This is a genomic window from Achromobacter sp. D7-1 (assembly GCF_059760445.1).
Genome location: NZ_JCBAMT010000002.1, coordinates 40,498 through 66,623, shown reverse-complemented (window position 1 = coordinate 66,623; position 26,126 = coordinate 40,498). Strand labels below are relative to the sequence as shown.

Below are 26,126 nucleotides of genomic sequence, written 5' to 3'. Positions count from 1 at the left end.
AGATGAGCGAAACTCAAAACACCCAAGTGGCCAAGCGCCAGCGTACGCTGGTTGGCAAGGTCGTCAGCAACAAGATGGACAAGACTGTCGTCGTGCTCGTTGAGCGCCGCGTCAAGCACCCCATCTTCGGCAAGATCATCATGCGTTCCGCGAAGTACAAGGCGCACGATGAATCGAACCAGTACAACGAAGGCGATACGGTTGAAATCGCTGAAGGCCGTCCCATCTCGCGCTCGAAGTCGTGGCGCGTGGTGCGTCTGGTTGAAGCCGCACGTATCATCTAAGTAAAGCAGTCCATCGGAACGGTCCGCCGTTCTGATATAAGACGGCAAGGGATAAAACCCTTGCCGTTTTTTTTCGCCCGAACTTTTTGTGTCGAACCCAGGAATCAGGACAATGCGCGGTTTCATGAACGCGGCCCGGCTTGGCTTGTTGATGGCGTGCGCCTGGATGGCGGCGCCTCCGCTTGCCGCGCAAACGCGGCAGGAGTCACCGCCGGCGCAGGATCCCGCGGCCTTGGGCCGGGCCTTGCTCGATGCCGGTCCCGATGCGCGGGTGCGCCTGGACGGGTTGTCGCGTGATCATGCGGCGATCTTTGGTACAGAGGATGCGAATGAGCAAGCGTTGATGGACCAGGAACGCGCCATCGGGGAACGCAGGGAGCAGATGCGAGTGCTGGAAAAGCTGCTCAGCGAGAAACCTGCGGCCGACCCGCATCCGCCCGCGATGATCCCTTTGAATCCTGGCGCAAACATGACCATGCCGAGCTTGGCGCCGACCCCGTCCGGCTCGCAGCTGAACCGGGGTTCCCTGGACACGCGCCGCAGCCTGGACGAAATGCAGCAGCGAGTTGACGGTTTGCGGCGCGACGCGGATGCGCTGAGTCAACGCGGCCGTTGATGACGGCAGGCTTCAGTGGCGCCCGGCCAGTTCCCGCAGCCGCCCCGCGATGCCCGTAGGGAAGTAGTACACCGACACCACGAACAGGATCCCCAGCCACAGCAGCCACCGATCCGGCTCGAACAACAGCGCCAAGGGCGCCACGCCCGACACCGCATCGTGGATCACGTGCAGGCCGTCCTGCAGATAGCTCTGCGCGAAGACGAACAGGCTGGCGCCCACCACGGCGCCATACATGGTGCCCATGCCGCCTATCACCAGCATCAGCAGGATGTTGAGCATGATCTCGAACGACAGCGAGGTATCCGGGCCGTTATAGCGCAGCCAGAGCGCGTACATGGCGCCAGCCAGTGTCGCGAAGGCCGCGGCCAACAGGTTGGACAGGCTGCGGTACAACACGGTGCGGTAGCCGATGGCTTCCGCACGGAACGGGTTCTCGCGGATAGCTTGCAGCACGCGGCCGAACGGCGAATTCACGATGCGCAGCAGCAGCAGGAACAGCACCACGCAGACCGCGGCGATCAGGTAATAGGTGATGATGCGGCCGTCCACCGTCACGCCGAAGATCTGTTCGGAGAAGGGCCGAAAGGCCGGCCGCAGCATCTGCGGCACCTTGAAGTTCAGGCCGTCCTCGCCGCCCGTCAGATCGGACAACTGCGATACCAGCGTCTGGAACGCCGCGGCCACCGCCAGCGTGATCATGGCGTAGAAGATGGCGCGCACGCGCAGGCTGGCCAGGCCGATCAGCAGGGCGAACGCGAGCGATACCACCAGTCCGCCGCTCAGGCCCACGAGTACCGCCGTCCAGCTCGGTTCCATGCGTATGCTGGCGATCGCCACGCCATACGCGCCGATGCCGAAGAACATGGTGTGCGCGAAGCTGACGATGCCGGTGTATCCCAGCAGCAGGTCGTAGCTGGCCACGAGGATCACGAACACCAGGATCTTGGCGGCCACCGCCAGCGACTTGGGACCGGGAAAGAGGAAGGGCGCGGTGGCGAGCAGAGCGACGATGGCGATCAGCGCCAGGGCCAGCAGCGTGCTGCGGGGGGGATCGCCGGAAAGCAGGCGTACGGACATGTCGGCGATTCCTAGCGATTCGTGACCGGATACACGCCCTGTGGACGCCACAACAAGATGGCGACCATCAGCGCAATATTCGAGAACAGGGCGGCCTTGGGCAGCAGGAAGCCGGTGTAGTTGGCCATCAGCCCAACCAGCAGCGCGCCGATCAGGCAGCCCACGGTGGAACCCAGGCCGCCGATCATGATGACGATGAAGATCAGCACGTTCACCTGCGCGCCCAGCTGCGGCACGATCGATTGCTGATACATGCCCCACAGCACGCCGCCCAGTCCCGCCAGCATCGAGCCGGCGACGAACACGCCCACGAACAGATGGCGGATGCGGTAGCCCAGGCTTTCCACCATTTCGCGGTCCTCGACGCCTGCGCGGATCAAGAGGCCCAGCTTGGTGCGGTTGAGCAGCCACAGCATGCCGCCCAGCACCAGCAGCCCCGTCAACAGGGCGACGATGCGGAATTTCTCGATGGCGGCATCACCCAGCAGGAAGGCCCCGCGCAGCGCTTCGGGCAACGGCAGCGAAATCGTCTGCGGCCCCCACAGCATCTTGATGATCTCTTCGCCGATGATCATGCCGCCCATGGTGATCAGGATCTGCTTCAGATGCTGCCCATAGACGGGGCGCACGATCACGCGTTCAAACGCCAGGCCCACGGCGCCCGCGACCAGCATGCCGACGATCATCGCAGGCAGCACCGCGCCCAGGTTGATCCACAGGCTGCCGGATTGCGTCCAATCGGCCATGGCGCCCAGCACCGTGGCAGCCATATAGGCGCCGATGGCAATGAACAATCCATGCCCGAAGTTCAGCACGTCCATCAGGCCGAACACCAGCGTCATGCCGGAGGCCACGATGAAGATGATCATGCCCATGGCCAGTCCCGCCAGGGTCAGGGTGACCCAGGTGGAGAAGGAACCCACCAGGGGCAGGGCCAGCGCGGCCAGGGCCAGCACCAGCAGGACCGGGCGCAGGTCCGCGCGCACGCGCGGCAGCGGGGTATCGATTTCGAGCGTGCTCATTGGTGGCTTCCCAGCGACAGGCCCAGGAGGCGCGTCTGTAGTTCGTCGTCCGAGGCCAGCTCGGCCATGCCGCCCGCGTGGACGACGCGACCGTTGTCCATCACGGCGACGTGATCGCCGACCAGGCGCGCGAAGTTGAAGTTCTGCTCGACCAGCAGGATGGTGGTGGACGCCTGCTTCAGTTCGATGAAGGCGTCGATCATGTTCTGGATGATGGCGGGCGCCAGGCCCTTGCTGGGCTCATCCACCAGCAGCAGCCGGCGCGGCTCGATGATGGCGCGCGCGACCGCCAGCATCTGCTTCTGTCCGCCCGAGAGCTTGCCGGCGGGATGCAGCCAGAACTTCTTCAGCGCCGGAAAGAATCCGAAGATCCACTCCAGCCTTGCGGTATCCAGCTGGCTGGCGTTGCGGGCCTGGCGCGCCGCCAGCAGGATGTTTTCCTTCACCGACAGGTCGGCGAAGATGCCCATGTTCTCCGGCACGTAAGCCATGCCCATGCGCGCCATGTCGGGCGGCGAGGTGCGCGTGCCCGGGCCGCCGACGGGCGCGCCGTCGAAGTTCACCTGGCCTTGCGACGCGCGCCACAATCCCATGATGGTGCGCAGCGTGGTGGTCTTGCCTGCGCCATTGCGGCCCAGCAGCATGGTCACAGCCGCGGGCGGAACGGCGAGATCCACGCCGTGCAGGATGTGGTACGCGCCGATGTGCGTGTGCACGTCCTTCAGTTCCAGCAGCGCTTGCGTCATGCCGGCTTCTCCGTCGGGCTGACGCCCAGATAGGCCTGCTGCACAATGGGCGAGGCGATCACCGTAGCAGGGTCGCCATCGGCCATCAGCTGGCCGTTGTGCAGCACCACGATGCGGTCCGCCAATTCGCGCACCACGTCCATCTTGTGCTCCACCAGCAGAATCGTTTTGCTCGGATCGTTCTTAATTTCGCGGATCAGCTCCAGCACCACGGGCACATCGTCCACGCTCATGCCTGCCGTCGGCTCGTCGAACATGAATACCTGCGGCTCCAGGGCGATCAGCATGGCGATCTCCAGCTTGCGCTGGTCGCCATGCGGCAGGTCGGCGGCGGACTGGTCGCGGCGCGCGGACAGGCGGGTGCGTTCGAGCAGCGCGTCGGCGCGCTCGATCAGGCCGCGATCGTCGCTCCAGGTGCGCCAGAACCGGATCTGGCGCCAGCCCATGCCTTGCTGGCGGGACTGCAAAGCCAGCCGCACGTTCTCGTGCACGCTCAGGCGTGGGAACAGCTGGGTCAGCTGAAAGGCGCGGCCCAGCCCCGCATGCATGCGCGCGGGCGCGGCCAGCGAGGTCAGGTCGCGCCCGTTCAGGCGCACCGTTCCGGCGCTGGCGCGCAGCTGGCCGGAGATCAGATTGAAGTAGGTGGTCTTGCCCGCGCCGTTCGGGCCGACAATGGCGGTCAGGGTGCCAGGCGCATAACTGCAGCTGACTTCGTTGACGGCCACATGTCCGCCGAAACGGATCGTGAGCGATTGGGTTTCCAGCATGGATGGGCAGCGGGATCAGCGTTTGTTCTGGATCGGCACCGACATCTGGTCCGGCGTGATTTCCTTGACCAGGTCCTGCACCGCCCAAGGCACCGACGGATCGTTCTTGATGCGGAAGTGGTACATGGACTGCATGGCCTGGTGGTCCTCGGGGCGGAAGGTCATCTTGCCCTTGGGCGTATCGAAGCTCATGCCTTCCATGGCCTTGATCAGCGTGTCGGTATCGGAGTCGCCCTTGGTCTTGGCCAGCGCGGTCGCGATCGCGATGCCCGAGGCCATGCCGCCCGCGGTGAAGAAGTCCGGCGGCTGGCCATATCGCTTCTGGTGTTCCGCCACCAGCCAGTCATTGATCGGATTCTTGGGAATGCCGTAGTAGTAATAGGTGGCGCCTTCCATGCCGGCCAGCGACTTCAGCGGCGTCATGGCGGCCAGCGTGTTGCCGCCCGTGGCGATCTCGATGCCGAAGCGCTTGGGATCCAGGTCGGCGATCTTGAACGGATTGCCCGCGCCGGCCCACAGGATGAAGATGATCTTGCGGCCTGGCTTGTCTTTCAGCGCATCGAACAGGCGTTGGGCGCCGGCGGTGAAGTCGGTGGCGTTGGCCGGCAGGTATTCCTCATGCACGATCTTGGCGTTCTTCAAGGCGCCCTTGAATGCCTTCACGCCATCGCGGCCGAAGGCATAGTCCTGCGCCAGCATGGCGATCGAGGTACCGGCCTGATCGAAGGCGACTGCGTTGGCGATGGCGTCCTGCGACGAATTACGGCCAGTGCGGAAGATGTACTTGTTCCACTTGTCGCCGGTGATCGAATCCGCCACGGCGGGTTCGACCAGCAGGATCTTCTCGTATTCCTCGGCGATGGGCAGCATGGCCAGCGCGACGCCGGACGAGGTCGGGCCCACGGCGATGTCGGCGTTGTCGTCGGCGTAGGCCGAGGCCAGCTGGGCGCGCGCCACGTCGGGCTTGCCCTGGTTGTCCTTTTCAATGACGCGGATCTTGCGGCCGGCGACCGTCATGGTGCCTTGCGTCGCATATTCCAGCCCCAGCATCAGGCCGTTCTGGGTCTGTTTGGCATAGGCTTCGAGGGGGCCGGTCTTGTCGTAGACGTGGGCCACGACGAAGTCTTTTGCCGCTATCGCGGAATTCATGCAGAGGCCGGCGAGCGCGGCGAGCAGGACGCGTTTCATGGGAGTCTCCTGTTATTGGGGGCGGTGATCCGCCGTGTGGTCCGGCGTGGCAAGGAATAGTTGGATGGCGTCGATCTGGGGGGCGACGTTCAGGGCAGGGGCATGGCCGCAATCGGGGAAGTCGATGCGCTGCGCGCAGGGTCCGCGGCGGGTCATGGCATCGGCAACCTCGGGCAGCAGCAGGTCCGAATCGGCGCCGCGCAGCAGCAACAGCGGCATGCGCAGCGAGTCATAGCCGCTCCAGCGGTCGTAGTCGGCGGGATGGTTGCTGAACTGGCCGACGATGGCCGGGTCGTAGTGCAGGGTGATGCGGCCGTCCGGCAGCCGGCGCACCGAGGTTTCGGCCATCCGGCGCCATTGCTCGTCGCTCTGCCAGCCGTAGGGCTTGTAGGCGACGCGCAGCCAGGCTTCCAGTTGCGTGACCGTGTCAAAAGCCGGCGGCGCGCCGACGTAGGCCACGATGCGGTCGATGGCGGCTTGCGGCAGCTCCGGGCCGATGTCATTGACGACCAGATGCGAGATCCGGTCGCGCAAGGTGGTGGCGGCGGCGTGCATGCCGGTGGCGCCGCCCATGGACGTTCCCACCCAGCGCACGCGCGCCAGCGACAACCCGTCCACCAGGGCGCGGGCCAGCGTGGCATAGAAATCCAGCTGGTACTCGGCAACCGGGTCGGGGCTCCATTGCGACAGGCCGCGGCCGATCGCATCCGGGCAGATGATGCGGTAGTCATCCGCCAGCGCCTGGGCCAGGTCGTCAAAGTCGCGGCCGGTGCGGGCCAGCCCATGCCACATGATGACGGGGGGCGCGTCGGCGGCGCCCCATTCGGTGTAGTGCAGCTCGCGGCCTGCGCAGCGCAGGTAGCGCGAAGCCGGCGCGTGGCGGCCGGCCGCTGTGGGCGCTGGTGCCATGAGTCTCCTCCCGGGTTGTCCAGGTTGTGTGCTTATCGGGCTGAATATAGACTTGCGCCAAGCGCGCCTTCAAGGCGCCGGACGCCCCGCAGCAGGGTGAGTCAAGAATATGTAGACGCAGGATCACGAGCGCCCGGCCGCGGCGCCGGCGTCCAAGGAGACCGAGCCATGTCCGATACGGAATTCGCCATTTCGGCCAGCGCCAGCGCTGACCGGCGCGACGAATGGCGCGCGGCGTTGTCGCACGCGTTCGGTCCGTTCGAGGTGCATCGCGGCCGGCCCGACAGTTTCGCCGGACATGTGCGCTACGCGCGCCGGGGCAGCCTGCAGTTCAACGACCTGCATTACCAGGGCCAGAAGCTGGAGCGCACCACCGGCAACGTGTCGCGCCTGGACCAGGAGTTCTATACCTTCGGCCTGCCGCTGGCAGGACCTCTGGCCGTGCAGCAGCAGGGGCGGGAATTCCAGGTTGAACCTGGCTGCGTCTACCTGATGAACCAGAGCCTGCCTTATCAGGCCACGGCGCAGGGTGCGTCGGGTTACCGCAGCCTGAGCGTATCGTTTCCGCGTAGCGCATTGCTGCAGCGCGATTCCCGCATCGGCGCTTTCTACAAGCTGCGCGTCGATGACGGCTCGCCGCGCGGCGCCTTGCTGGCCAGCTACATGGACCACCTGTTCAAGGGCGTGGACGGCTGGTCGGACCTTGAAGCCTCGGAACTCGGCGAGCGCCTGATCGACTTGATCGTGTTGTTCCTGGTGCAGTCGGGTCAGGGGCACGCGTCGGAGTCGGACAGCAGCGTCACGCTGGCGCACCGCCAGCGCGTGCTGGCCTACATCCGCCAGCATCTGGCGGATCCGGCGCTGTCGCCGCAACAGGTGGCGCAGGGCTGCGGCTTGTCCGTGGCTTACCTGCATCGCATCCTGCGCGCGGGCGGCCTGTCGGTGGAATCCTTCATTTTCGATCAGCGGCTCGACAAGTGCCGCGCACTGCTGCTGAATCCGCAGCATAGCCACCGCAGCATCGCCGAACTGGCCTACCAGGTGGGCTTCTCGCATCCCTCGCATTTCAGCCGGCTGTTCAAGCGCCGCTTCGGCATGACGCCGCGCGATCTGCGGGCGAGTTCCTGACGAGCCCTCTGTCGGCTCCGCTTGGCGTTCTAGATGCCAGACAAGAAAAAGCCCCGCAGGGTTGCTGCGGGGCTTTGTGTTGCCGTCAGGGTCAGATGTGCGTGATGAACTTCGTGACCAGGTAGCCGTCGAACGTTTCCAGGCCGCCTTCGCTGCCGATGCCGCTGTCCTTGATGCCGCCGAAGGGCGTCTCGGCCAGCGCGCTGCCGAAATGGTTGATGTTGACCATGCCGGCTTCCAGGCCGTTGGAGACCTTGGTGGCCGTCTGCAGCGAGTTCGTGAACACGTAGGACGACAGGCCGAAGGGTAGGCTGTTGGCGCGGCGCAGCACTTCATCGGTATCCGTGAAGCGGACCACCGGCGCGACCGGGCCGAAGGGCTCTTCGGTCATCAGCATGGAGTTGTCGGGCAGATCGGTCACGACCGTGGGGGCGAAGAAGAAGCCCTTGCGGTCCAGCGGGCCGCCGCCGACCACGACCTTGCCGCCATGCTTCTTGGCGTCGTCGATGAAGGCGCTCATGGCGGGGACGCGGCGCTCGTGCGCCAGCGGGCCCATGTCGGTGCCTTCTTCCAGGCCGTCGCCGACCTTGATGTTCTTCAGCACTTCGGAGAAGCGCGCAAGGAACTGTTCGTAGGCGCCGTTCTGGACGTAGAAGCGGGTGGGCGACACGCACACCTGGCCAGCGTTGCGGACCTTGAACTTGGCCAGCATGGTGGCGGCGCGGTCGATGTCGGCGTCGTCGAACACCAGCACGGGCGAGTGGCCGCCCAGTTCCATCGTGACGCGCTTCATGTGGGCGCCAGCCAGCGCGGCCAGCTGCTTGCCCACCGGCACGGAGCCGGTGAACGACACCTTGCGCACGATCGGCGAACGGATCAGGTAGTCCGAGATCTTGGCGGGCTCGCCCCAGACGATGTTCAGGCAGCCCTTGGGCAGGCCGGCATCATGGAACATGCGGGCAATCGCCATGACAGCGCTGGGCGAGTCTTCAGGACCCTTCAGCACCACCGTGCAGCCGGCGCCGAGCGCGGCGGCGATCTTGCGGATGGCCTGGTTGTACGGGAAGTTCCAGGGCGTGAACGCGGCGCAGACGCCGATGGGTTCGCGCACCACGAACTGGCGCACGTCGGGATTACGCGGCGGGACCACGCGGCCGTAGATGCGGCGGCATTCCTCGGCGTGCCAGTCGGCGTGTTCGGCGCAGGAGGTGACTTCGCCCACGGCTTCGGCCAGCGGCTTGCCCTGGTCCAGCGTCATGTTGCGGCCGATTTCCTTGGCGCGCTCGCGCGACAGCGTCGCGACCTTGCGCAGGATGGCCGAACGGTCCATGGGAGAGGATTTCTTCCACGACTCGAATGCGCGCTGGGCGGCGGCTAGCGCGCGATCCAGATCCGCTTCGGTGGCGTGGGGCAACTGGCCGAGAACTTCCAGCGTGGCCGGGTTGATGACGTCCTGGGTGCGCCTGCCCTCTCCGGCGACGAATTCGCCGTCGATATACAGCGCCAACTGTTCATACATGCCTGTCTTCCCTTGCGAAATAGGAGTGGATAGCGATCACTGTCGCCCATGCCAGTCTAAACCAGCTTGTCCGTCGAGGGGAGGGCCAATGGCCGGCGGCGCATTGGAGCCAATCTGCCGGTGCAAGTCTTGCGTGCCTGCGCCGGCATGGACAAAATGGTGCATCTTTGGCTGTCTATCCGGCTACTCATTGTGCAACCCGTCGATGCGCGTCCGCCCAGCAAGCCCAGTTTCTACTCGCGCGTCTTTTTCCGCTTCATAGATTGGTTGCGCAATCGCATCGCCCAGGCTTCGTTGGTCGGCGACCGTCCCATTTTCGACAACGGCCAGTTTCCCTGGGTAGCCGCGCTCGAGGCCCAGGCGCCTGCCATCCGCACTGAACTGGCGGGCCTGCTCTCCGAGCGCCAGCACCTGCCCGCGTTTCACGAAATCTCGCCCGATGTGGGCCAGATCACCTCGGACGACCAATGGAAGACCTTTGTCTTCATGGGTTACGGCCTGCGTTCCGAACGTAATCTGGCCCGGTGTCCCGCCACCGCCCGGGCGCTGCAGGGGATCCCGGGCATCCGCACGGCATTCTTCTCCATCTTGGAGGCCGGCAAGCGCATCCCCCTGCACACGGGTCCGTACAACGGGGTCCTGCGCCTGCATCTGGGGCTGGTGGTGCCGGAACCGGCCGAGCAATGCTGGATCGAGGTCGGGGGCGAGCGCTACAGCTGGCGCGAAGGCCGGGCGGTGGTGTTCGACGACCTTTACCCCCACCAGGTCCACAACGACACTGCCGGCTTGCGCGCCGTACTCTTCGTGGACTTCGAGCGGCCCTGCCGCGCTCCGGTAAAATGGCTGAACCGCCTGGTGCTCATGGCCGCGCCGTTCACGGACGAGATCCGTCGCGGCAAGGCCAATCATGACGCCTGGGAGAAGGGCTACTACCGCCAGAAATAGGGGGCGGATAGCCTCGGTCCACCCCTTTCCCAGGGGGAGCGTGGCTTTTGTGGGTTATCCACACAAAGTGCTTGCGCTCAAAAACTAACCACGTTAGAATTATCAGCTTTCCCAGATTGTCGATCGAGTTGGCCCGCGCCTATGCAGGTTAGCCCGACGTGTTGGGGGAATACCCGCAGGATTTCAACCCAGGGTCGTTGCGTTGCCAACCAGTTGCGTGAGTAGGGCGAAAGCTCAAGACATGCCAACACAAAAGCAGGGCGGCAGACCTGACGGGACCAAAACTGGCAGGAATTGCAGTGTTCCCTTGTTGGGAAAACCGTATTTCCAGTTAAGTTGGAACAGGAAAAATCATGATCCAAATGCAGACCACGCTGGATGTGGCCGATAACACTGGTGCGCGTCATGTCATGTGCATTAAGGTGCTCGGTGGCTCCAAGCGCCGTTATGCCGGTATCGGCGACATCATCAAGGTGAGCGTCAAAGATGCGGCTCCGCGCGGACGCGTCAAGAAAGGCGAAATTTACAATGCCGTGGTGGTTCGTACCGCCAAGGGCGTGCGCCGTAAAGACGGTTCGCTGATTCGTTTCGGTGGCAATGCCGCCGTGTTGCTCAACGCCAAGCTGGAGCCCATCGGCACCCGCATCTTCGGACCCGTTACGCGCGAACTGCGTACCGAGAAGTTCATGAAGATCGTGTCGTTGGCCCCGGAAGTGCTGTAAGGAGCCCTACGATGAACAACATTCGTAAAGGCGACGAAGTCATCGTCCTGACCGGCCGCGACAAGAAGCGTCGCGGTACCGTGCTGGCGCGCGTCGATGCCGACCACGTTCTGGTCGAAGGCGTCAACGTCGTCAAGAAGCACGTGAAAGCCAACCCGATGGCTAACAACCCGGGCGGGATTGTCGAAAAGACCATGCCGATTCACATCTCGAACGTCGCGCTGTTCAACCCGGCCACCGGCCGTGGCGATCGCGTGGGCGTGCAAGAAGTCGAAGGCCGCAAGGTTCGCGTGTTCCGTTCCAATGGTGCCGTTGTCGGCGCCAAGGCGTAAGGGGCGATAGACATGTCTCGTTTGCAAGATCTCTACAAGAGCAAGGTCGCTGCCGACCTGCAAGCCAAGTTTGGCTACAAGAGCACGATGGAAGTGCCGCGCATCACCAAGATCACCCTGAACATGGGTGTGTCGGAAGCGGTGTCGGACAAGAAAGTCATCGAGCACGCTGTTGGCGACCTGACCAAGATCGCCGGCCAGAAGCCCGTCGTGACGAAGACCAAGAAGGCTATCGCCGGGTTCAAGATCCGCGAAAACTACCCGATCGGTTGCATGGTCACGCTGCGCGGTCAACGCATGTACGAATTCCTGGATCGCCTGGTGGCGGTTGCGCTGCCTCGCGTGCGCGACTTCCGCGGTATCTCGGGTCGTGCGTTCGACGGCCGTGGCAACTACAACATCGGGGTGAAAGAGCAGATCATTTTCCCCGAAATCGAGTACGACAAGATCGACGCGCTGCGTGGGCTGAACATCAGCATCACCACCTCCGCGAAGACCGACGAAGAAGCCAAGGCGCTGTTGACGGCCTTCAGCTTCCCGTTCCGTAACTAAGGGGCTGATGACGTGGCTAAACTTTCCCTCATCAATCGCGACATCAAGCGCGCCAAGCTGGCTGACAAGTTCGCTGCCAAGCGCGCTGAGTTGAAGGCGATCATCGACGACCAGTCGAAGACCGACGAAGAACGTTACCAAGCTCGGCTCAAGCTGCAACAGCTGCCGCGCAATGCCAACCCGACGCGTCAACGTAACCGTTGCGTGGTCACCGGTCGTCCGCGCGGTGTGTTCCGCAAGTTCGGCCTGACGCGCCACAAACTGCGTGAAATGGCGATGAAGGGTGAAATCCCCGGCATCACCAAGGCCAGCTGGTAGGAGAAACAATATGAGCATGAGCGATCCCATCGCCGATATGCTGACCCGCATTCGCAATGCGCAGCAAGTGGACAAAGTTACGGTGAACATGCCCTCCTCGAAGCTGAAGGCGGCCATTGCCGCTGTGCTGAAGGACGAAGGCTACATCGACAGCTTTGAAATCAAGGGCACCCAGGCCAAGCCTGAGCTCGAGATCACCCTGAAGTACTACGCTGGCCGTCCGGTTATCGAGCGCATTGAACGCGTGTCGCGCCCCGGTCTGCGTATCTACAAGGGCCGTACCAGCATTCCTCAGGTCATGAACGGCCTGGGCGTGGCTATCGTTTCGACCTCGCGCGGCGTCATGACCGACCGTAAGGCTCGCGCCAACGGCGTCGGCGGCGAAGTGCTGTGCTACGTGGCCTAAGGAGAAATTCGAATGTCACGTATCGCTAAGTATCCGGTCGAACTGCCCAAGGGTGTCGAAGCTGACATCAAGCAGGATCAGATCACCGTCAAGGGCCCGCTGGGCAGCTTGACCCAAGCCCTGACTGGCGACGTCACGGTTGCGTTGGACAACGGCAAACTCACGTTTGTCGCCGCCAACGAAAGCCGTCACGCCAACGCCATGTCGGGTACCGTGCGCGCTCTGGTGGCCAACATGGTCACCGGCGTGAGCAAGGGCTTCGAGCGCAAGCTGACCCTGGTTGGCGTGGGTTACCGCGCCTCGATCCAAGGCGATGCCGTTAAGCTGCAGCTCGGTTTCTCGCACGACGTTTTGCACCAGTTGCCGGCCGGCATCAAGGCCGAGTGCCCGACCCAGACGGAAATCGTCATCAAGGGCGCCAACAAGCAAGTCGTCGGTCAGATGGCCGCTGAAATCCGCGCGTACCGCGAACCCGAACCCTACAAGGGCAAGGGCGTGCGTTACTCGGACGAACGCGTCGTCATCAAAGAAACCAAGAAGAAATAACGGCGCACGCAAGGACGAATCATGGACAAAAAAGTTTCCCGTTTGCGTCGTGCGGTTCCGACCCGCCGGAAGATCAACGAGCTGCGCGTTCATCGCCTCTCGATTTTCCGCTCGAACCAGCACATCTACGCCAACATCATTTCGCCGGAAGGCGATCGCGTTCTGGTCAGCGCCTCGACGGTCGAAGCCGAAGTGCGCGCGCAACTGGCCGGCCAAACCGGTCAGGGCGGCAACAAAGCCGCTGCGTCGCTGGTTGGCAAGCGCGTGGCCGAAAAGGCCAAGGCTGCCGGTATCGAACTGGTCGCTTTCGATCGCTCGGGCTTTCGTTACCATGGCCGCGTGAAAGCGCTGGCCGATGCCGCGCGTGAAGCCGGCCTGAAGTTCTAAGCGAGGATCTGTCAAATGGCTAAAGTACAAGGCAAGAACGCCGCGGAAAAAGAGAACGATGACGGCCTCCGCGAAAAGATGATCGCGGTCAACCGCGTGAGCAAAGTGGTCAAGGGTGGTCGCACCATGAGCTTTGCCGCGCTGACCGTGGTTGGCGATGGCGATGGCCGCATCGGCATGGGTAAGGGCAAGGCGCGTGAAGTGCCGGTGTCCGTTCAGAAGGCTATGGAACAAGCCCGCCGCGGCATGTTCAAGGTCGCTCTGAAGAACGGCACGCTGCACCACACCGTGGTTGGCAAGCATGGCGCCGCTACCGTGCTGATCTCGCCCGCTGCTGAAGGTACCGGCGTTATCGCTGGCGGCCCGATGCGCGCTATTTTTGATGTGATGGGTGTGCGTAACGTGGTTGCCAAGAGCCTGGGCTCGAGCAACCCCTACAACATGGTTCGCGCCACGTTGAACGGCCTGCGCGCCTCCATGACCCCGGCTGATGTTGCTGCCAAGCGCGGCAAGTCGGTCGAAGAAATCCTGGGGTAAATCATGGCTCAGAAGCAGATCAAAGTGACCCTCGTGCGCTCGGTGATCGGTACCAAGCAATCGCACCGTGATACGGTTCGCGGTTTGGGCTTGGGTCGCATCAACAGCAGCCGCGTGTTGGTCGATACGCCCGAGGTGCGTGGGATGATCCGTAAGGTGGATTATCTCGTTTCCGTCTCGGAAGCCTAAGGAATCACCATGTCGGATATGCAACTTAATTCGCTGAAGCCCGCTGAGGGCAGCAAGCACGCCAAGCGCCGCGTCGGCCGTGGCATCGGTTCGGGTCTGGGTAAGACCGCCGGCCGTGGTCACAAGGGTCAGAAGTCGCGCTCGGGCGGTTTCCATAAGGTTGGCTTCGAAGGCGGTCAAATGCCGCTGCAGCGTCGTCTGCCCAAGCGTGGTTTCACCCCGCTCGGCCAGCACCTGTACGCCGAAGTCCGTCTGTCGGACCTGCAAGCCCTGCCCATCGACGAAGTCGACGTGCAAGTGCTGAAGGCCGCTGGCGTGATTGGCCAGGCGGTTCGTTACGCCAAGGTCATCAAGTCGGGTGAACTCTCGCGCAAGGTCGTGCTCAAGGGCATTACCGCGACGGCCGGCGCTCGCGCCGCCATCGAAGGCGCGGGCGGCTCGCTTGCTTGATCACGAGGTGACGAGTGGCTAACGCGCAGGCATTGGGCAAAACCGGAGCACGGTACGGCGATCTGAAGCGCCGCCTCGTGTTCCTGGTGCTCGCCCTGGTGGTTTACCGTTTGGGTACACACATCCCCGTACCGGGCATCAACCCGGATGCGCTGGCGGACTTGTTCCGTCAGAACCAGGGCGGGATCCTGGGCCTGTTCAACATGTTCTCGGGCGGGGCGCTCTCGCGCTTCTCGATTTTTGCCCTGGGGATCATGCCGTACATTTCGGCATCCATCATCATGCAGCTGATGTCTGTGGTGGTGCCGTCGCTGGAATCGCTCAAGAAAGAGGGCGAAGCCGGCCGTCGGAAGATCACCCAATACACCCGCTACGGCACGGTCGTGCTGGCGCTGGTGCAGGCTGTGGGCATTTCGGTAGCGTTGGAGTCCCAGCAGGGACTGGTGATCGATCCGGGCATGCTGTTCCGCTTCACGACCGTCGTGACCTTGGTCACCGGCACCATGTTCGTCATGTGGCTGGGTGAGCAAATCACGGAACGTGGTCTGGGCAACGGGATTTCCATCCTGATCTTCGCAGGTATCGTTGCGGGTCTGCCCGCGGCGCTGGCTGCACTGTTGGACCTGGTCCGCACCAACTCGATGTCCGTGCTTTCCGCACTGTTCATCGTGGCTCTGGTGGTGCTGGTTACCGCTTTTGTGGTGTTCGTGGAACGCGGACAGCGCAAGATCACGGTGAACTACGCCAAGCGTCAGGTCGGCAACAAGGTCTACGGTGGTCAAAGCTCGCATTTGCCGCTGAAGCTGAACATGGCAGGGGTGATTCCGCCGATCTTCGCGTCGTCGATCATTCTGTTCCCGGCCACGATCACGAGCTGGTTCTCCAGCAGTGAGAACATGCGCTGGCTTAGCGACCTGGCTGCGGCCCTGTCGCCTCGTCAACCGCTCTACATCACGCTGTACTCGGTCGCGATTATTTTCTTCTGCTTTTTCTACACGGCTCTGGTGTTCAACAGCCGCGAAACGGCGGACAACCTGAAGAAGAGTGGTGCGTTTGTTCCGGGCATCCGTCCGGGCGAACAAACAGCGCGCTACATCGACAAGATCCTGATGCGTCTGACGCTCGCAGGTGCCATCTACATCACGTTGGTGTGCCTGTTGCCGGAATTCTTGGTGATGCGCTGGAACGTTCCTTTCTACTTCGGTGGTACGTCCCTGTTGATTATTGTGGTGGTGACGATGGATTTCATGGCACAGGTTCAGGCCTACATGATGTCTCACCAGTACGACTCGTTGCTCAAGAAGGCTAACTTCAAGGGCGCGGGTTTGCCGATGCGGTAAGCAAAAGAATGTCCAAGGACGACGTCATTCAGATGCAAGGCGAGGTTCTTGAGAACCTCCCGAACGCGACATTTCGCGTCAAGCTCGAAAACGGCCACGTGGTGTTGGGCCATATTTCCGGCAAGATGCGTATGCATTACATCCGGATCCTGCCGGGTGACAAGGTCACAGTGGAGCTCACGCCCTATGATCTGACGCGAGCCAGGATAGTTTTCCGCTCCAAATGAGCGGAACCGGATTACGGAAAATTAGGAGTCAACCATGAAAGTAATGGCATCGGTTAAGCGGATCTGCCGCAACTGCAAAGTTATCAAACGTCACGGCGTGGTGCGCGTTATCTGCACCGACCCGCGTCACAAGCAGCGTCAAGGCTAACTCGGGTTAGCGACTACGCAACAGATTTATTCAAGGAATAGTCATGGCCCGTATTGCTGGCATTAACATCCCGCCGCAACAGCACGCCGAGATCGGACTGACCGCCATTTTTGGCATTGGTCGTACGCGCGCTCGCAAGATTTGCGAAGCGGCAAACGTACCCTTTGACAAAAAGGTCAAGGATCTGAACGACGCTGAATTGGAACGCGTCCGCGAACATGTTGGTCTGTTCACGGTTGAAGGCGACCTGCGTCGTGAAGTACAGCTCTCGATCAAGCGTTTGATCGACCTGGGAACCTACCGCGGTATGCGTCACAAGCGCGGTTTGCCCGTGCGCGGCCAGCGCACTCGCACCAACGCCCGGACCCGCAAGGGCCCGCGTCGTGCTGCTGCGTCCCTGAAGAAATAATCGAGGAACTGGATTATGGCGAAAGCTTCCACCAGCGGCGCTTCGCGCGTGCGCAAAAAGGTCAAGAAGAACGTCTCGGACGGCATCGCGCACGTTCACGCTTCGTTCAACAACACCATCATCACCATCACCGACCGTCAGGGCAACGCACTGTCGTGGGCCACGTCGGGCGGTGCTGGCTTCAAGGGCTCGCGCAAGTCGACCCCGTTCGCCGCGCAGGTCGCTGCTGAAACGGCTGGCCGCGTCGCGCTGGAGTACGGCATCAAGACGCTGGAAGTGCGCATCAAGGGCCCCGGCCCCGGTCGCGAATCGTCGGTCCGCGCTCTGAACGCGCTGGGCATCAAGATTTCGTCCATCGCCGACATCACGCCCGTTCCGCACAACGGCTGCCGTCCGCCGAAGCGTCGTCGTATCTAAAGGGAATCCACATGGCACGTTATATTGGACCCAAATGCAAGCTCTCGCGCCGCGAGGGTACTGACCTGTTCCTGAAGAGCGCCCGTCGCTCGCTGGATTCCAAGTGCAAGCTGGATTCCAAGCCTGGCCAACACGGCCGCACTTCGGGTGCCCGCACTTCCGACTACGGCCTGCAGCTGCGCGAAAAGCAAAAGCTGAAGCGCATGTACGGCGTGCTGGAAAAGCAATTCCGCAAGTACTTCGCTGAAGCCGAGCGCCGCCGTGGCAACACCGGCGAAACGCTGATCCAGCTGCTGGAATCGCGCCTGGACAACGTCGTCTACCGCATGGGCTTCGGCTCGACGCGCGCCGAAGCTCGCCAGCTGGTGAGCCACCGCGCCATCGAACTGAACGGCCACACGGCTGACATCGCTTCGATGCTGGTCAAGGCTGGCGACGTCGTGTCGATCCGCGAAAAGGCCAAGAAGCAAGGCCGCATCAAGGAATCGCTCGATCTGGCCACCAGCATCGGCATCCCCCAGTGGGTGGAAGTCGATACGACCAAGTTGACCGGTACGTTCAAGTCGGCCCCCGATCGCGCTGACGTCGCTCGCGACATCAACGAATCGATGGTCGTCGAACTGTACTCGCGTTAATCAGGCCTGCCGGCGCTACCTTCGCAGTGCGCCGGCGAGCTGGTCTCGCGACCCGTTTGCACGCTCCGCAGCAGCCCGCTTTCCGCTTTTTGGCGGAGCGGGCTTTGCGGTAAGTATCGGCCGGTGTTTTGGCGCCGTCCGCGTTTCAAGTTTCACCCTGTCCATCAGCCTTATCGGTGTAACGAGCCGAGGGTATTGAAAAGGAACACAGTAAATGTCCACTCAAGGTTTCCTGAAGCCGCGCTCCATTGAAGTCGAACCGGTCGGCACGCACCATGCCAAGATCGTGATGGAGCCGTTCGAGCGTGGCTACGGTCACACGCTGGGCAACGCCCTGCGCCGCATCCTGCTGTCTTCGATGACCGGCTACGCGCCGACCGAAGTCCAGATGACGGGCGTGGTGCACGAATACTCGACCATCCCGGGCGTTCGCGAAGATGTCGTCGACATCCTGCTGAACCTGAAGGGCGTGGTCTTCAAGCTGCACAACCGCGACGAAGTGACCCTGGTCCTGCGCAAGACTGGCGCGGGCACCGTGCTGGCCAGCGACATCGAGCTGCCGCACGACGTCGAGATCATCAACCCCGGCCATGCCATCTGCAACCTGACGGACGCAGGCAAGCTGGAAATGCAGATCAAGGTCGAAAAGGGCCGCGGCTACGTGCCGGGCAACGTGCGCGCGCTGTCGGAAGACCGCACCCACACCATCGGCCGCATCGTTCTGGACGCCTCGTTCAGCCCGGTCCGCCGCGTCAGCTACGCCGTTGAAAGCGCCCGCGTGGAACAGCGTACCGACCTGGACAAGCTGGTCCTGGACATCGAAACCAACGGCGTGATCTCGCCCGAGGAAGCGGTGCGCCAGTCGGCCCGCATCCTGATGGACCAGATCTCGGTCTTCGCCGCCCTGGAAGGCGCAGGCGATTCGTACGAAGCCCCGGTCCGCGGCACGCCGCAGATCGATCCGGTGCTGCTGCGCCCGGTCGACGACCTGGAACTGACCGTGCGTTCGGCCAACTGCTTGAAGGCCGAAAACATCTACTACATCGGCGACCTGATCCAGCGTACCGAAAACGAACTGCTCAAGACCCCGAACCTGGGTCGCAAGTCGCTCAACGAGATCAAGGAAGTCCTGGCCGCACGCGGCCTGACGCTGGGCATGAAGCTCGAAAACTGGCCCCCGCTGGGCCTGGAGCGTCCCTAAGTCTTGCAAGGGTGCCGCGCCTGAAAAGGGGCGGTTCCCGCGGGCAGCCGGCCTTGCGCCGGCTGGTTTGCGAAATCGTCGTAAAATGCACCGTTTTCTACCGGACCGCGGCCTGATTGCAGGTTGATAGAAGAGCCGGCAACCCGATGGCGACAGCCATCTTTAGATTCAAAGGAAACTTATCATGCGTCACGGTAATGGCTTGCGTAAGCTCAACCGCACCAGCAGTCACCGTCTTGCCATGTTCCGCAACATGGCCGTTTCGTTGATCACCCACGAAGCCATCAAGACCACGCTGCCGAAGGCGAAAGAATTGCGCCGCGTCATCGAACCCCTGATCACGCTGGGCAAGGAGCCCACCCTCGCGAACAAGCGTCTGGCTTTTGCCCGTCTGCGCGATCGCGATGCCGTGGTGAAGCTGTTCGCCGAAATCGGCCCGCGCTACGCGGCCCGTAACGGCGGCTACACCCGCGTGCTGAAGATGGGCTTCCGTCAAGGCGACAACGCTCCCATGGCTTTCATGGAACTGGTTGACCGTCCGGAAGTTGATGAAGCCGCTGAGGACAGCGCCGAATAACTTCGGTAGCTCGATAAGCGACAAGGGCGGGTCTTCGGACCCGCCCTTGTTTTTTTTGTGCAGCCGCCGCGCGCTACGAGGCGTGCAGTTCGCCCCGCAATTGCGCCGCCGTTGCGACCAGCGCTGCCGCGTCGGGCTGGGGCGGCATCTTGAAAGTCAGGTCCTGCTGCTCGATGTATTGGGTGGACGTGACGTCCTGCGGATGATGCATGGGGATGACGTGCGCATGCGCGTGCGCCACGTGGATGCCAGTGAAGGCGAAGCCCACGCGCTCCACGTCATACAGGCGCTTCATGTGACGCCCGAGCCTCTGTCCCAGGTTGAGGATGCTGCCCGCCAGGTCGGCCGGCATGTCTTCGTAATAGGGATAGTGCTGCTTCGGGATGATGAGCGTGTGCCCGGGGCGCACCGGATGGATATCGAGAAACGCCAGCAGGCGCTCGTCTTCGTGGATCACGTGCGCAGGGATTTCGTGGCGGGCGATGCGGCAGAACAGGCAGTTATCGGACATGCGTGCCTCGGTGGGAGCGGCGGCGCGTTCAGGCCCGGCGGATCCGGTCGATGGCCGCAATACCGATAAAATACCCTGAGTTATGTCCCATACGGGTATCCCGAGGAGCCTCCATGTTGCGAGATGACGACGTTGTGCTGGTCATCAGCAATGCGCCCGACCTGCTGCTGGCCAAGCGGATTGCGCATATCCTGGTTGAAGACGGCCTGGCCGCTTGCGTGAACCTTGGCGCGCCGGGCCTGTCCATCTACATGTGGAAAGGAGAGGTCGAAGGGGCGGAGGAAATCCCCATCCACATCAAGACCACATACGCGCGCCACCAGGCTGTCGTGCAGGCCCTGGCGCAGATGCATCCCTACGATGTGCCCGAGATCATCGTGCTGCCCGTTATCGGCGGCGCCGCGCCCTATCTGGACTGGGTGCGTGAGCAGACGGCCATCACGCAGAACAAGAGAGACTGATGTTGCAACTAGCCGGTATCGGCGCGCCCCGGCGCGAGTCCTGCGCGTCACGCGCCTTCTTCAGGCATCTTGCGGCCTTGCTGGCCATGATGCTGCTGTTGCTGGGCTGGCAGGCGGCCGCGCGCGCCGAGGCCGAGTTCCTGGATCCTGAGAAGGCCTTCGCGTTCAGCGCCCAGATGGTGGCGCCCGATACGCTGGAAATGCGCTACCGCGTCGCGCCCGGCTATTACATGTACCGGGAACGCTTCGGCATTACCATCAGTCCCATCGGCGCCGCCACCCTGGGCGAAGCCGTCTATCCCAAGGGCGAGGTCAAGTACGACCCGACCTTTGAAAAGGACATGGAGGTCTTTCACCAGGACGTGGTGATCCGCGTGCCGGTGACCGCAGGCGGACAGCCTTTCACCCTGACCCTGACCGCGCAGGGCTGCGCGGACGCGGGCCTGTGCTATCCGCCCATGGACAGCAGTGTGAAATTGACTCCGGTGGCTGGCGGCTACGCGCTGGCTGGTCCGGGAGGAAGCCCCGCGGCTGCATCGGGCGCCTCGGGCGGCCTGGGCGCGCTGGTCAATGCCGGCGATACCGGCCTGGCCGACGCGCTGGGCGGGCTGGGCTGGGTCAAGACCGCTGGCGTGTTCCTGGTGCTGGGCCTGCTGCTGGCCTTCACGCCCTGCGTGCTCCCCATGATTCCCATCCTCTCGTCCATCGTGCTGGGTGGCGCGGCGCAGGCCAAGCCGTCGCGCGGCCGCGGCCTGGCGCTGGCCGCGACCTACGTGCTCGGCATGTCGGTCGTTTACACGGCCCTGGGCGTGGCGGCAGGACTGAGTGGAGCGGGACTCGCGGCCTGGCTGCAGACGCCGTGGATCCTCACGCTCTTCGCGATACTGCTGGCCGTGCTGGCGCTGGCCATGTTTGATGCCTTCACGTTCCAAATGCCGGCCGGCGTTCAGGGTTGGCTGTCGCAACGCTCGGCGCGCATCCCGGGCGGGCGTTACACCGGGGCGCTGGTGATGGGCGCCTTGTCGGCGCTGATCGTCGGGCCCTGCGTGGCCGCGCCGCTGGCCGGCGCGCTGCTGTACATCTCGCAGACCGGCGACGTGGTGCTGGGCGGATCGGCCCTGTTCGCGATGGCGTGGGGCATGGGCGTGCCGCTGTTGATCGTGGGCGCGTCCTCGGGCGCCTTGCTGCCCAAGGCCGGTCCCTGGATGGACGGCGTGAAGCGTCTGTTCGGCATGCTGTTGCTGGCGACCGCCTGGTGGATGCTGATTCCGGTGGTGCCGACCTGGGTGCAGATGACGGGCTGGGCCTTCCTGGCGGTGGTGGGCGCCGTGATGCTGCGGGCTTTCGATGCCCTGCCGGAAGGCGCGGGTTCGGCACGCATGTTCGGCAAGGGCGTGGGCTTGTTGCTGGCGCTGGCGGCGGCGGCCTGGCTCATCGGTGCGGCCAGCGGCGGGCGCGACGTGCTGCAACCCCTGTCGCACCTGGCAGCGCGTGCCGGTGCGCCTGCTGGCGCGAGTGCCGCCACGGCGGCCAACAATGGCGAGGTGCATTTCACCCGCGTGCGCAACAACGCCGAACTGGACGCCTTGCTGGCGCAAAGCAGCCAGCCTGTGATGCTGGATTTCTACGCCGACTGGTGCGTGTCGTGCCGCGAGATGGAGCGCTTTACGTTCACCGATCCGGGCGTCGCGCAGCGCATGTCGGGCATGTTGCTGGTGCAGGCCGACGTGACCGCGAATAACGCCGACGACCGCGCGCTGCTCAAGCGTTTCCGCCTGTTCGGCCCGCCGGGCATCATGTTCTTCGAACCGGGAGGCAAGGAATTGCCCGAGGCGCGCGTGGTGGGCTTCCAGGACGCCAAACGCTTCACCGAATCGCTGGACAAGGTGCTGGTGCGCTGAAGCGCCGCGCGCTTGCCGCAAGGCTGATCTGCAATACATGAAGGCCGCTGCACGGATGCATCCGCGCAGCGGCCTTTTGCTTTGCCGGTTCTAGTCCTGGCGCGTCGCGCGCGCGTCGCGGTTCTGCCAACCCAGCTCCGCCGAGATGGCGTCGGCGCAGCGCTTGATGTCGTCGATCAGCGGGCTGCTCCAGCGCACGTCGAACACGCCGGCCGCGCCGATCGCGGTGATCGCGAGCACGACGTTGCCGTTCGAATCGAACACGGGCGCGCTCAGGCCATTGATGCCGGGGATGGGATCGCCGACGGCGCGGGCCACCCCTCGCTGACGGACTTCACGCAGGGTCCGTTCGAATTTCTCGGTCTGGCCCAATGAAGGCACCGCGCCCAGGCGCAGATGGTCTTCGTGCAGCAGGCTTTCGATCTTCTTCGGCGGCAGCAGCGCCGCGAATACCTTGCCCGTCGCGGTGTTGGTCAGCGACATGACCGTGCCGGTGCGCATGTTGACGTGGATGGGGTAGTTGGATTCGTGCAGATGCACGATGACCGGGCCGAGGTTGCCGAGCACCGCGATAGCGATGGTCTGGCCGGTTCTTTCGGCGAATTCGCGCGTCATCGGGATGGCGATCTTGATGGGATCGAGCCGGTGCAACGCAGCCAGGCCTAGCTGCAGCGCGAGCGGACCCAGTTCATATTCGCCGCTGTTCGGGTCCTGTCTGACCAGGCCCAGATTGCCATAGCTGACGAGATAGGCGTGAGCATTGGCGCCAGACATGCCGGCGGCCTTGGCCAGCGCGCCCAAGGGCAGCGAGGACGAATGTTCCAGCAGCGCCAGCAGGATCTTGCCGCCGACTTCGATGGACTGGATGCCGCGCCTGCGCGGCGGCGAGGCGGGCGTGCGATCGGCAGTGCGCTTGCCGGAGCTGGGTCTGGTGGCCATTTTCTTTTATCGAATGTGATTGCCTATGTTAGTACTTTCGCTAATCGTGAACCATATTGACATTATCAAATGCGTTCTCTACAGTCGAAAGAATAAGAAGGCCGCCCCGGTTTCGCGATCGGAAGCAGGCCACCCCTCAAGGGTATGGAGACAACGTGGAAGATTCTCGTCAATACGACTGCGACGTGTTGGTGGTCGGGTCGGGCGCGTCGGGCATGGCTGCCGCAATCACCGCGGCGACGTCAGGCCTGAAGGTCCTTATCGTTGAAAAAGAGCCGCGCTTTGGCGGCTCCACCGCGCGTTCGGGCGGCTGGCTGTGGATACCGGGCACATCGCTGGCCAAGGTGCAGGGCATCCATGAAACACCGGACGAGGGGCGCGCTTATCTGCGCCACGAAGCCGGCAGCAGCTACAACGCCGAACGCGTCGACGCGTTTCTCGAACATGGCCCGCGTGCCGTGGATTTCTTCACATCCAACACCGAAGTGCAGTTCGACATGCCGCTGGTGTTTCCCGACTATCACGCGGAAGCGCCCGGCGGAAAGCAGGGCGGCCGATCGATGGTGGCGCGGCCCTACGATGGCCGCAAACTCGGCGCGCACGTCCGGGACCTGGCGCCCGCGCTGCCCGAACTGACGGTGTTCGGCATGATGCTGGGCTCGGGCAAGGAGATCGTGCACTTCATGCGCGCCACTCGCTCGCTGGCTTCGGCCTGGTACGTGGCCAAACGCCTGACGCGGCATGTCCTGGACGTGGCCAAGCATGGGCGCGGCATGACGCTGACCAACGGCAATGCGCTGGCGGGACGCCTGGCCGCTTCCGCGTTCAAGCTGGGCGTTCCCTTGTGGCTGAATGCGCCGGCCAGGTCGCTCATCATCGAGGATGGCGCCGTGCGCGGCGCGGTGGTGCAGCGCGACGGCGCGACCGTGCGCGTGCGCGCCGCGCGCGGCGTGGTGCTGGCATCCGGCGGTTTTCCGTATGACATCGAACGCCGCAAGCAGTTGTACGCGCACGCGCCCAACGGCACGGAGCACTACTCGCCATCGCCCGCGGGCAACACCGGCGACGGGCTGCGCCTGGCCGAGAGCGCGGGCGGGCAGGTCAATACGACACTGCCCAATGCGGCCGCATGGGTGCCGGTGTCCGTCGTCACGCGTAAGGACGGCAGTCCGGGCTACATGCCGCACTTCATCGACCGCGCCAAGCCGGGCGTCATTGCCGTTACGCGCAACGGCCGCCGCTTCGCCAACGAGGGCAGTTCGTATCATGACTTCGTGCAGGAGATGGTGCGCGCATGCGAGGGGCAGGGCGATACCTGCGCCTGGCTGATCTGCGACCACAAAACCCTGCGCAAATACGGCCTGGGCAGCGTCGCGCCCTTTCCGCTGCCCATCAAGCGCTATCTGGATACGGGCTATCTGACGCGCGGCGCGTCGGTGGCGGAACTGGCGCAGAAGACCGGCATCGATGCCGGCAGCCTGCGCCAGACGGTCGAAGCGTACAACCGCGAGGCCGCGCTGGGACGCGATCCGCAATTCGGCAAGGGCAGCAAGGCCTACAACCGCTATCAGGGCGATGCGCTGCACGGTCCGAACCCGTGCGTTGCGCCGATAGTGAAGGGGCCGTACTACGCGATCAAGGTCATGATCGGCGATATCGGCACTTTCGCCGGTCTGAAGGTGGATGGGCAGGGTCGCGCTTTGAACGAACTTGGCGCCGTCATCCCCGGCCTGTACGCCGTGGGCAACGATGCCTGCAGCATCATGGGCGGCAACTATCCCGGCGCCGGCATCACCCTGGGGCCGGCGCTGACCTTCGGCTACATCGCGGGACAGAGCATCGCCGCTGCCGGCAAGGCCGCGTCGGGCAGACCGGCAGCGGGCGTGCCGGCTGCAGACGCCTCCGTGCAGGCGGCTGCATGAGCGCCGCGCCGGCGGGGCTGCTGCAGGGCAAGCTGGCCCTGGTGACGGGAGCGGGGCAGGGCAACGGACGGGCATTGGCGTTGGGCCTGGCGGCCGCGGGCGCGCGCGTGGTGGCAACCGACATGCAGGCCGACAACGCCATGCAGACGGCAAGCGCCATCATCGCCGGGGGCGGCGAGGCCTGGAGCCATGCGCTCGACGTGACGGACCCCGAGGCCTGCGCGGCGGTGGCGGCGCAGGTCCAGCTGGAAGTGGGGCCGATCGATGTGCTCGTCAACAATGCCGGCATCTTGATCCGCGAAGGCATAGACAGTCCGCGCGCCGCCGAGAACTGGCGCCGCGTGCTGGACGTGAACCTGAACGGCAGCTTCAACATGATCCATGCCTTCCTGGGAGCGCTGCGCGCCACGCGCGGCGTCATCATCAACGTGGGCTCGATCGCGTCATTCGCGGGGGTGGGCGCTACCCTGGGCTACTCGCCCTCCAAGGGCGGCGTGAAGATGATGACGCAGGCCATGGCGCGCGATCTTGCGCCCGACGGCATACGGGTCAACGCGATCGCGCCGGGCGTCATCGAAACGCCGATGACGCAGTACACGCGGGACGACCCGGCCCGGCTGGCGAATTTCATGCAGCGCATACCGCTGGGACGGGTGGGACAGCCCGAGGACCTGGTGGGCCCCGCTGTATTCCTGGCTTCGCCGATGGCGCAGTACGTGACAGGCGTGTCGCTGCCGGTGGATGGCGGCTACCTGGCGGTATAGCGGCGGACGCCGTGCGCCAAGCGCAAGAAGA

General features: G+C 63.8%; 35 protein-coding genes. 26 read left to right on the top strand and 9 right to left on the bottom strand.

Going from position 1 to position 26,126, the window contains the following annotated elements; all coding sequences use genetic code 11:
• The first annotated feature begins 2 nt into the window (after positions 1–2).
• Positions 3–284: a 30S ribosomal protein S17 gene (gene rpsQ, locus AC6LKD_RS01585; protein WP_006216549.1), complete on the top strand. Its 282-nt coding sequence runs from the start codon at positions 3–5 to the stop codon at positions 282–284.
• A gap of 112 nt (positions 285–396) precedes the next feature.
• Positions 397–900: a hypothetical protein gene (locus AC6LKD_RS01580; protein WP_013397016.1), complete on the top strand. Its 504-nt coding sequence runs from the start codon at positions 397–399 to the stop codon at positions 898–900.
• 12 nt (positions 901–912) lie between these two features.
• On the opposite strand, the gene AC6LKD_RS01575 is transcribed toward AC6LKD_RS01580, so the two are convergent.
• The 6 genes from AC6LKD_RS01575 to AC6LKD_RS01550 are packed head-to-tail and all read right to left on the bottom strand — an operon-like array spanning position 913 to position 6,612.
• Positions 913–1,980 (bottom strand): branched-chain amino acid ABC transporter permease, encoded by a 1,068-nt coding sequence (locus tag AC6LKD_RS01575; RefSeq protein ID WP_013397015.1) that lies wholly within the window; start codon positions 1,978–1,980, stop codon positions 913–915.
• An 11-nt stretch (positions 1,981–1,991) separates the two neighbouring features.
• Positions 1,992–3,002, bottom strand: a complete 1,011-nt coding sequence (locus tag AC6LKD_RS01570) for a branched-chain amino acid ABC transporter permease (protein WP_207467313.1) — start codon at positions 3,000–3,002, stop codon at positions 1,992–1,994.
• A complete protein-coding gene (locus tag AC6LKD_RS01565) occupies positions 2,999–3,748 on the bottom strand; it encodes an ABC transporter ATP-binding protein (RefSeq protein ID WP_498114841.1) in 750 nt (249 codons plus the stop codon). The genes AC6LKD_RS01570 and AC6LKD_RS01565 overlap by 4 nt, the downstream gene beginning before the upstream one ends.
• Positions 3,745–4,515 carry an ABC transporter ATP-binding protein gene (locus tag AC6LKD_RS01560; protein WP_498114839.1) on the bottom strand — a complete coding sequence of 257 codons (771 nt, stop codon included), beginning with the start codon at positions 4,513–4,515 and terminating at the stop codon, positions 3,745–3,747. The genes AC6LKD_RS01565 and AC6LKD_RS01560 overlap by 4 nt, the downstream gene beginning before the upstream one ends.
• Positions 4,516–4,530: 15 nt before the next feature.
• Positions 4,531–5,703 carry a substrate-binding domain-containing protein gene (locus tag AC6LKD_RS01555; RefSeq protein WP_013397011.1) on the bottom strand — a complete coding sequence of 391 codons (1,173 nt, stop codon included), beginning with the start codon at positions 5,701–5,703 and terminating at the stop codon, positions 4,531–4,533.
• 12 nt (positions 5,704–5,715) lie between these two features.
• Positions 5,716–6,612: an alpha/beta fold hydrolase gene (locus AC6LKD_RS01550; RefSeq protein WP_498114837.1), complete on the bottom strand. Its 897-nt coding sequence runs from the start codon at positions 6,610–6,612 to the stop codon at positions 5,716–5,718.
• A gap of 168 nt (positions 6,613–6,780) precedes the next feature.
• Between AC6LKD_RS01550 and AC6LKD_RS01545 the strand changes: the two genes are divergently transcribed.
• Entirely contained in the window at positions 6,781–7,740 is a 960-nt protein-coding gene (locus AC6LKD_RS01545) for an AraC-like ligand-binding domain-containing protein (RefSeq protein WP_013397009.1), read from the top strand.
• Between the two features lie 91 nt (positions 7,741–7,831).
• Here the strand turns inward: AC6LKD_RS01545 and AC6LKD_RS01540 are convergent, their stop codons facing one another.
• Complete coding sequence (locus AC6LKD_RS01540; protein WP_013397008.1) at positions 7,832–9,259, bottom strand: NAD-dependent succinate-semialdehyde dehydrogenase; 1,428 nt, start codon at positions 9,257–9,259, stop codon at positions 7,832–7,834.
• A gap of 192 nt (positions 9,260–9,451) precedes the next feature.
• Between AC6LKD_RS01540 and AC6LKD_RS01535 the strand changes: the two genes are divergently transcribed.
• The 19 genes from AC6LKD_RS01535 to rplQ all read left to right on the top strand — a co-directional run bounded on the left by AC6LKD_RS01535 (position 9,452) and on the right by rplQ (position 19,597).
• A complete protein-coding gene (locus AC6LKD_RS01535; protein WP_041656915.1) occupies positions 9,452–10,204 on the top strand; it encodes an aspartyl/asparaginyl beta-hydroxylase domain-containing protein in 753 nt (250 codons plus the stop codon).
• A 353-nt stretch (positions 10,205–10,557) separates the two neighbouring features.
• Positions 10,558–10,926 (top strand): 50S ribosomal protein L14, encoded by a 369-nt coding sequence (gene rplN, locus AC6LKD_RS01530; RefSeq protein ID WP_006216531.1) that lies wholly within the window; start codon positions 10,558–10,560, stop codon positions 10,924–10,926.
• Between the two features lie 11 nt (positions 10,927–10,937).
• Positions 10,938–11,258, top strand: a complete 321-nt coding sequence (rplX, locus tag AC6LKD_RS01525; protein ID WP_006389623.1) for a 50S ribosomal protein L24 — start codon at positions 10,938–10,940, stop codon at positions 11,256–11,258.
• A gap of 12 nt (positions 11,259–11,270) precedes the next feature.
• On the top strand, positions 11,271–11,810 hold the full coding sequence (gene rplE / locus AC6LKD_RS01520; RefSeq protein ID WP_013397006.1) for a 50S ribosomal protein L5: 540 nt from the start codon (positions 11,271–11,273) through the stop codon (positions 11,808–11,810).
• A gap of 12 nt (positions 11,811–11,822) precedes the next feature.
• Positions 11,823–12,128, top strand: a complete 306-nt coding sequence (rpsN, locus tag AC6LKD_RS01515; RefSeq protein WP_006216527.1) for a 30S ribosomal protein S14 — start codon at positions 11,823–11,825, stop codon at positions 12,126–12,128.
• A gap of 10 nt (positions 12,129–12,138) precedes the next feature.
• Complete coding sequence (gene rpsH, locus AC6LKD_RS01510) at positions 12,139–12,534, top strand: 30S ribosomal protein S8 (RefSeq protein ID WP_006392029.1); 396 nt, start codon at positions 12,139–12,141, stop codon at positions 12,532–12,534.
• A gap of 12 nt (positions 12,535–12,546) precedes the next feature.
• On the top strand, positions 12,547–13,080 hold the full coding sequence (rplF, locus tag AC6LKD_RS01505) for a 50S ribosomal protein L6 (protein WP_013397005.1): 534 nt from the start codon (positions 12,547–12,549) through the stop codon (positions 13,078–13,080).
• Positions 13,081–13,101: 21 nt separating this feature from the next.
• The gene (gene rplR, locus AC6LKD_RS01500) at positions 13,102–13,467 is read left to right on the top strand and encodes a 50S ribosomal protein L18 (RefSeq protein WP_013397004.1); all 366 of its coding nucleotides are present in this window, start codon (positions 13,102–13,104) and stop codon (positions 13,465–13,467) included.
• A 15-nt stretch (positions 13,468–13,482) separates the two neighbouring features.
• Positions 13,483–14,004: a 30S ribosomal protein S5 gene (rpsE, locus tag AC6LKD_RS01495; RefSeq protein ID WP_013397003.1), complete on the top strand. Its 522-nt coding sequence runs from the start codon at positions 13,483–13,485 to the stop codon at positions 14,002–14,004.
• Positions 14,005–14,007: 3 nt separating this feature from the next.
• Positions 14,008–14,193: a 50S ribosomal protein L30 gene (gene rpmD / locus AC6LKD_RS01490; protein ID WP_006216520.1), complete on the top strand. Its 186-nt coding sequence runs from the start codon at positions 14,008–14,010 to the stop codon at positions 14,191–14,193.
• Positions 14,194–14,202: 9 nt separating this feature from the next.
• On the top strand, positions 14,203–14,643 hold the full coding sequence (gene rplO, locus AC6LKD_RS01485) for a 50S ribosomal protein L15 (RefSeq protein WP_013397002.1): 441 nt from the start codon (positions 14,203–14,205) through the stop codon (positions 14,641–14,643).
• A gap of 14 nt (positions 14,644–14,657) precedes the next feature.
• Positions 14,658–15,983, top strand: a complete 1,326-nt coding sequence (secY, locus tag AC6LKD_RS01480) for a preprotein translocase subunit SecY (protein WP_013397001.1) — start codon at positions 14,658–14,660, stop codon at positions 15,981–15,983.
• An 8-nt stretch (positions 15,984–15,991) separates the two neighbouring features.
• Complete coding sequence (gene infA / locus AC6LKD_RS01475) at positions 15,992–16,210, top strand: translation initiation factor IF-1 (RefSeq protein WP_003806927.1); 219 nt, start codon at positions 15,992–15,994, stop codon at positions 16,208–16,210.
• A gap of 34 nt (positions 16,211–16,244) precedes the next feature.
• The gene (gene rpmJ / locus AC6LKD_RS01470; RefSeq protein ID WP_003806928.1) at positions 16,245–16,358 is read left to right on the top strand and encodes a 50S ribosomal protein L36; all 114 of its coding nucleotides are present in this window, start codon (positions 16,245–16,247) and stop codon (positions 16,356–16,358) included.
• A gap of 43 nt (positions 16,359–16,401) precedes the next feature.
• Complete coding sequence (gene rpsM / locus AC6LKD_RS01465) at positions 16,402–16,767, top strand: 30S ribosomal protein S13 (RefSeq protein WP_006216517.1); 366 nt, start codon at positions 16,402–16,404, stop codon at positions 16,765–16,767.
• 15 nt (positions 16,768–16,782) lie between these two features.
• Complete coding sequence (rpsK, locus tag AC6LKD_RS01460; protein ID WP_006216516.1) at positions 16,783–17,184, top strand: 30S ribosomal protein S11; 402 nt, start codon at positions 16,783–16,785, stop codon at positions 17,182–17,184.
• An 11-nt stretch (positions 17,185–17,195) separates the two neighbouring features.
• The gene (gene rpsD / locus AC6LKD_RS01455; protein ID WP_013397000.1) at positions 17,196–17,819 is read left to right on the top strand and encodes a 30S ribosomal protein S4; all 624 of its coding nucleotides are present in this window, start codon (positions 17,196–17,198) and stop codon (positions 17,817–17,819) included.
• Positions 17,820–18,033: 214 nt separating this feature from the next.
• A complete protein-coding gene (locus AC6LKD_RS01450; RefSeq protein ID WP_006216514.1) occupies positions 18,034–19,020 on the top strand; it encodes a DNA-directed RNA polymerase subunit alpha in 987 nt (328 codons plus the stop codon).
• 184 nt (positions 19,021–19,204) lie between these two features.
• Positions 19,205–19,597 (top strand): 50S ribosomal protein L17, encoded by a 393-nt coding sequence (gene rplQ, locus AC6LKD_RS01445; protein WP_006389635.1) that lies wholly within the window; start codon positions 19,205–19,207, stop codon positions 19,595–19,597.
• Positions 19,598–19,670: 73 nt separating this feature from the next.
• Here rplQ and AC6LKD_RS01440 read toward each other — a convergent pair whose 3' ends face one another.
• Positions 19,671–20,108: an HIT family protein gene (locus AC6LKD_RS01440; protein ID WP_013396999.1), complete on the bottom strand. Its 438-nt coding sequence runs from the start codon at positions 20,106–20,108 to the stop codon at positions 19,671–19,673.
• A gap of 113 nt (positions 20,109–20,221) precedes the next feature.
• Here AC6LKD_RS01440 and cutA point away from each other — a divergent pair, with 113 nt between their 5' ends.
• Positions 20,222–20,569 (top strand): divalent-cation tolerance protein CutA, encoded by a 348-nt coding sequence (gene cutA / locus AC6LKD_RS01435; RefSeq protein ID WP_498114835.1) that lies wholly within the window; start codon positions 20,222–20,224, stop codon positions 20,567–20,569.
• An 86-nt stretch (positions 20,570–20,655) separates the two neighbouring features.
• The gene (gene dsbD / locus AC6LKD_RS01430) at positions 20,656–22,470 is read left to right on the top strand and encodes a protein-disulfide reductase DsbD (protein ID WP_498114929.1); all 1,815 of its coding nucleotides are present in this window, start codon (positions 20,656–20,658) and stop codon (positions 22,468–22,470) included.
• A 90-nt stretch (positions 22,471–22,560) separates the two neighbouring features.
• Here dsbD and AC6LKD_RS01425 read toward each other — a convergent pair whose 3' ends face one another.
• Entirely contained in the window at positions 22,561–23,409 is an 849-nt protein-coding gene (locus tag AC6LKD_RS01425) for an IclR family transcriptional regulator (RefSeq protein ID WP_013396996.1), read from the bottom strand.
• 155 nt (positions 23,410–23,564) lie between these two features.
• Here AC6LKD_RS01425 and AC6LKD_RS01420 point away from each other — a divergent pair, with 155 nt between their 5' ends.
• Together AC6LKD_RS01420 and AC6LKD_RS01415 are read left to right on the top strand one after the other, a co-directional pair.
• Positions 23,565–25,331 (top strand): FAD-dependent oxidoreductase, encoded by a 1,767-nt coding sequence (locus AC6LKD_RS01420; RefSeq protein ID WP_498114833.1) that lies wholly within the window; start codon positions 23,565–23,567, stop codon positions 25,329–25,331.
• On the top strand, positions 25,328–26,095 hold the full coding sequence (locus AC6LKD_RS01415) for an SDR family NAD(P)-dependent oxidoreductase (protein WP_498114831.1): 768 nt from the start codon (positions 25,328–25,330) through the stop codon (positions 26,093–26,095). Before AC6LKD_RS01420 ends, AC6LKD_RS01415 begins: the two co-directional genes overlap by 4 nt.
• Positions 26,096–26,126: the final 31 nt, after the last annotated feature.

Coding starts and splice junctions, on each gene's coding strand:
- rpsQ (WP_006216549.1), top strand. CDS start 3: ATGAGCGAAACTCAAAACACCCAAGTGGCCAAGCGCCAGCGTACGCTG.
- AC6LKD_RS01580 (WP_013397016.1), top strand. CDS start 397: ATGCGCGGTTTCATGAACGCGGCCCGGCTTGGCTTGTTGATGGCGTGC.
- AC6LKD_RS01575 (WP_013397015.1), bottom strand. CDS start 1,980: ATGTCCGTACGCCTGCTTTCCGGCGATCCCCCCCGCAGCACGCTGCTG.
- AC6LKD_RS01570 (WP_207467313.1), bottom strand. CDS start 3,002: ATGAGCACGCTCGAAATCGATACCCCGCTGCCGCGCGTGCGCGCGGAC.
- AC6LKD_RS01565 (WP_498114841.1), bottom strand. CDS start 3,748: ATGACGCAAGCGCTGCTGGAACTGAAGGACGTGCACACGCACATCGGC.
- AC6LKD_RS01560 (WP_498114839.1), bottom strand. CDS start 4,515: ATGCTGGAAACCCAATCGCTCACGATCCGTTTCGGCGGACATGTGGCC.
- AC6LKD_RS01555 (WP_013397011.1), bottom strand. CDS start 5,703: ATGAAACGCGTCCTGCTCGCCGCGCTCGCCGGCCTCTGCATGAATTCC.
- AC6LKD_RS01550 (WP_498114837.1), bottom strand. CDS start 6,612: ATGGCACCAGCGCCCACAGCGGCCGGCCGCCACGCGCCGGCTTCGCGC.
- AC6LKD_RS01545 (WP_013397009.1), top strand. CDS start 6,781: ATGTCCGATACGGAATTCGCCATTTCGGCCAGCGCCAGCGCTGACCGG.
- AC6LKD_RS01540 (WP_013397008.1), bottom strand. CDS start 9,259: ATGTATGAACAGTTGGCGCTGTATATCGACGGCGAATTCGTCGCCGGA.
- rplN (WP_006216531.1), top strand. CDS start 10,558: ATGATCCAAATGCAGACCACGCTGGATGTGGCCGATAACACTGGTGCG.
- rplX (WP_006389623.1), top strand. CDS start 10,938: ATGAACAACATTCGTAAAGGCGACGAAGTCATCGTCCTGACCGGCCGC.
- rplE (WP_013397006.1), top strand. CDS start 11,271: ATGTCTCGTTTGCAAGATCTCTACAAGAGCAAGGTCGCTGCCGACCTG.
- rpsH (WP_006392029.1), top strand. CDS start 12,139: ATGAGCATGAGCGATCCCATCGCCGATATGCTGACCCGCATTCGCAAT.
- rplF (WP_013397005.1), top strand. CDS start 12,547: ATGTCACGTATCGCTAAGTATCCGGTCGAACTGCCCAAGGGTGTCGAA.
- rplR (WP_013397004.1), top strand. CDS start 13,102: ATGGACAAAAAAGTTTCCCGTTTGCGTCGTGCGGTTCCGACCCGCCGG.
- rpsE (WP_013397003.1), top strand. CDS start 13,483: ATGGCTAAAGTACAAGGCAAGAACGCCGCGGAAAAAGAGAACGATGAC.
- rpmD (WP_006216520.1), top strand. CDS start 14,008: ATGGCTCAGAAGCAGATCAAAGTGACCCTCGTGCGCTCGGTGATCGGT.
- rplO (WP_013397002.1), top strand. CDS start 14,203: ATGTCGGATATGCAACTTAATTCGCTGAAGCCCGCTGAGGGCAGCAAG.
- infA (WP_003806927.1), top strand. CDS start 15,992: ATGTCCAAGGACGACGTCATTCAGATGCAAGGCGAGGTTCTTGAGAAC.
- rpmJ (WP_003806928.1), top strand. CDS start 16,245: ATGAAAGTAATGGCATCGGTTAAGCGGATCTGCCGCAACTGCAAAGTT.
- rpsM (WP_006216517.1), top strand. CDS start 16,402: ATGGCCCGTATTGCTGGCATTAACATCCCGCCGCAACAGCACGCCGAG.
- rpsK (WP_006216516.1), top strand. CDS start 16,783: ATGGCGAAAGCTTCCACCAGCGGCGCTTCGCGCGTGCGCAAAAAGGTC.
- rpsD (WP_013397000.1), top strand. CDS start 17,196: ATGGCACGTTATATTGGACCCAAATGCAAGCTCTCGCGCCGCGAGGGT.
- AC6LKD_RS01450 (WP_006216514.1), top strand. CDS start 18,034: ATGTCCACTCAAGGTTTCCTGAAGCCGCGCTCCATTGAAGTCGAACCG.
- rplQ (WP_006389635.1), top strand. CDS start 19,205: ATGCGTCACGGTAATGGCTTGCGTAAGCTCAACCGCACCAGCAGTCAC.
- AC6LKD_RS01440 (WP_013396999.1), bottom strand. CDS start 20,108: ATGTCCGATAACTGCCTGTTCTGCCGCATCGCCCGCCACGAAATCCCT.
- cutA (WP_498114835.1), top strand. CDS start 20,222: ATGTTGCGAGATGACGACGTTGTGCTGGTCATCAGCAATGCGCCCGAC.
- dsbD (WP_498114929.1), top strand. CDS start 20,656: ATGATGCTGCTGTTGCTGGGCTGGCAGGCGGCCGCGCGCGCCGAGGCC.
- AC6LKD_RS01425 (WP_013396996.1), bottom strand. CDS start 23,409: ATGGCCACCAGACCCAGCTCCGGCAAGCGCACTGCCGATCGCACGCCC.
- AC6LKD_RS01415 (WP_498114831.1), top strand. CDS start 25,328: ATGAGCGCCGCGCCGGCGGGGCTGCTGCAGGGCAAGCTGGCCCTGGTG.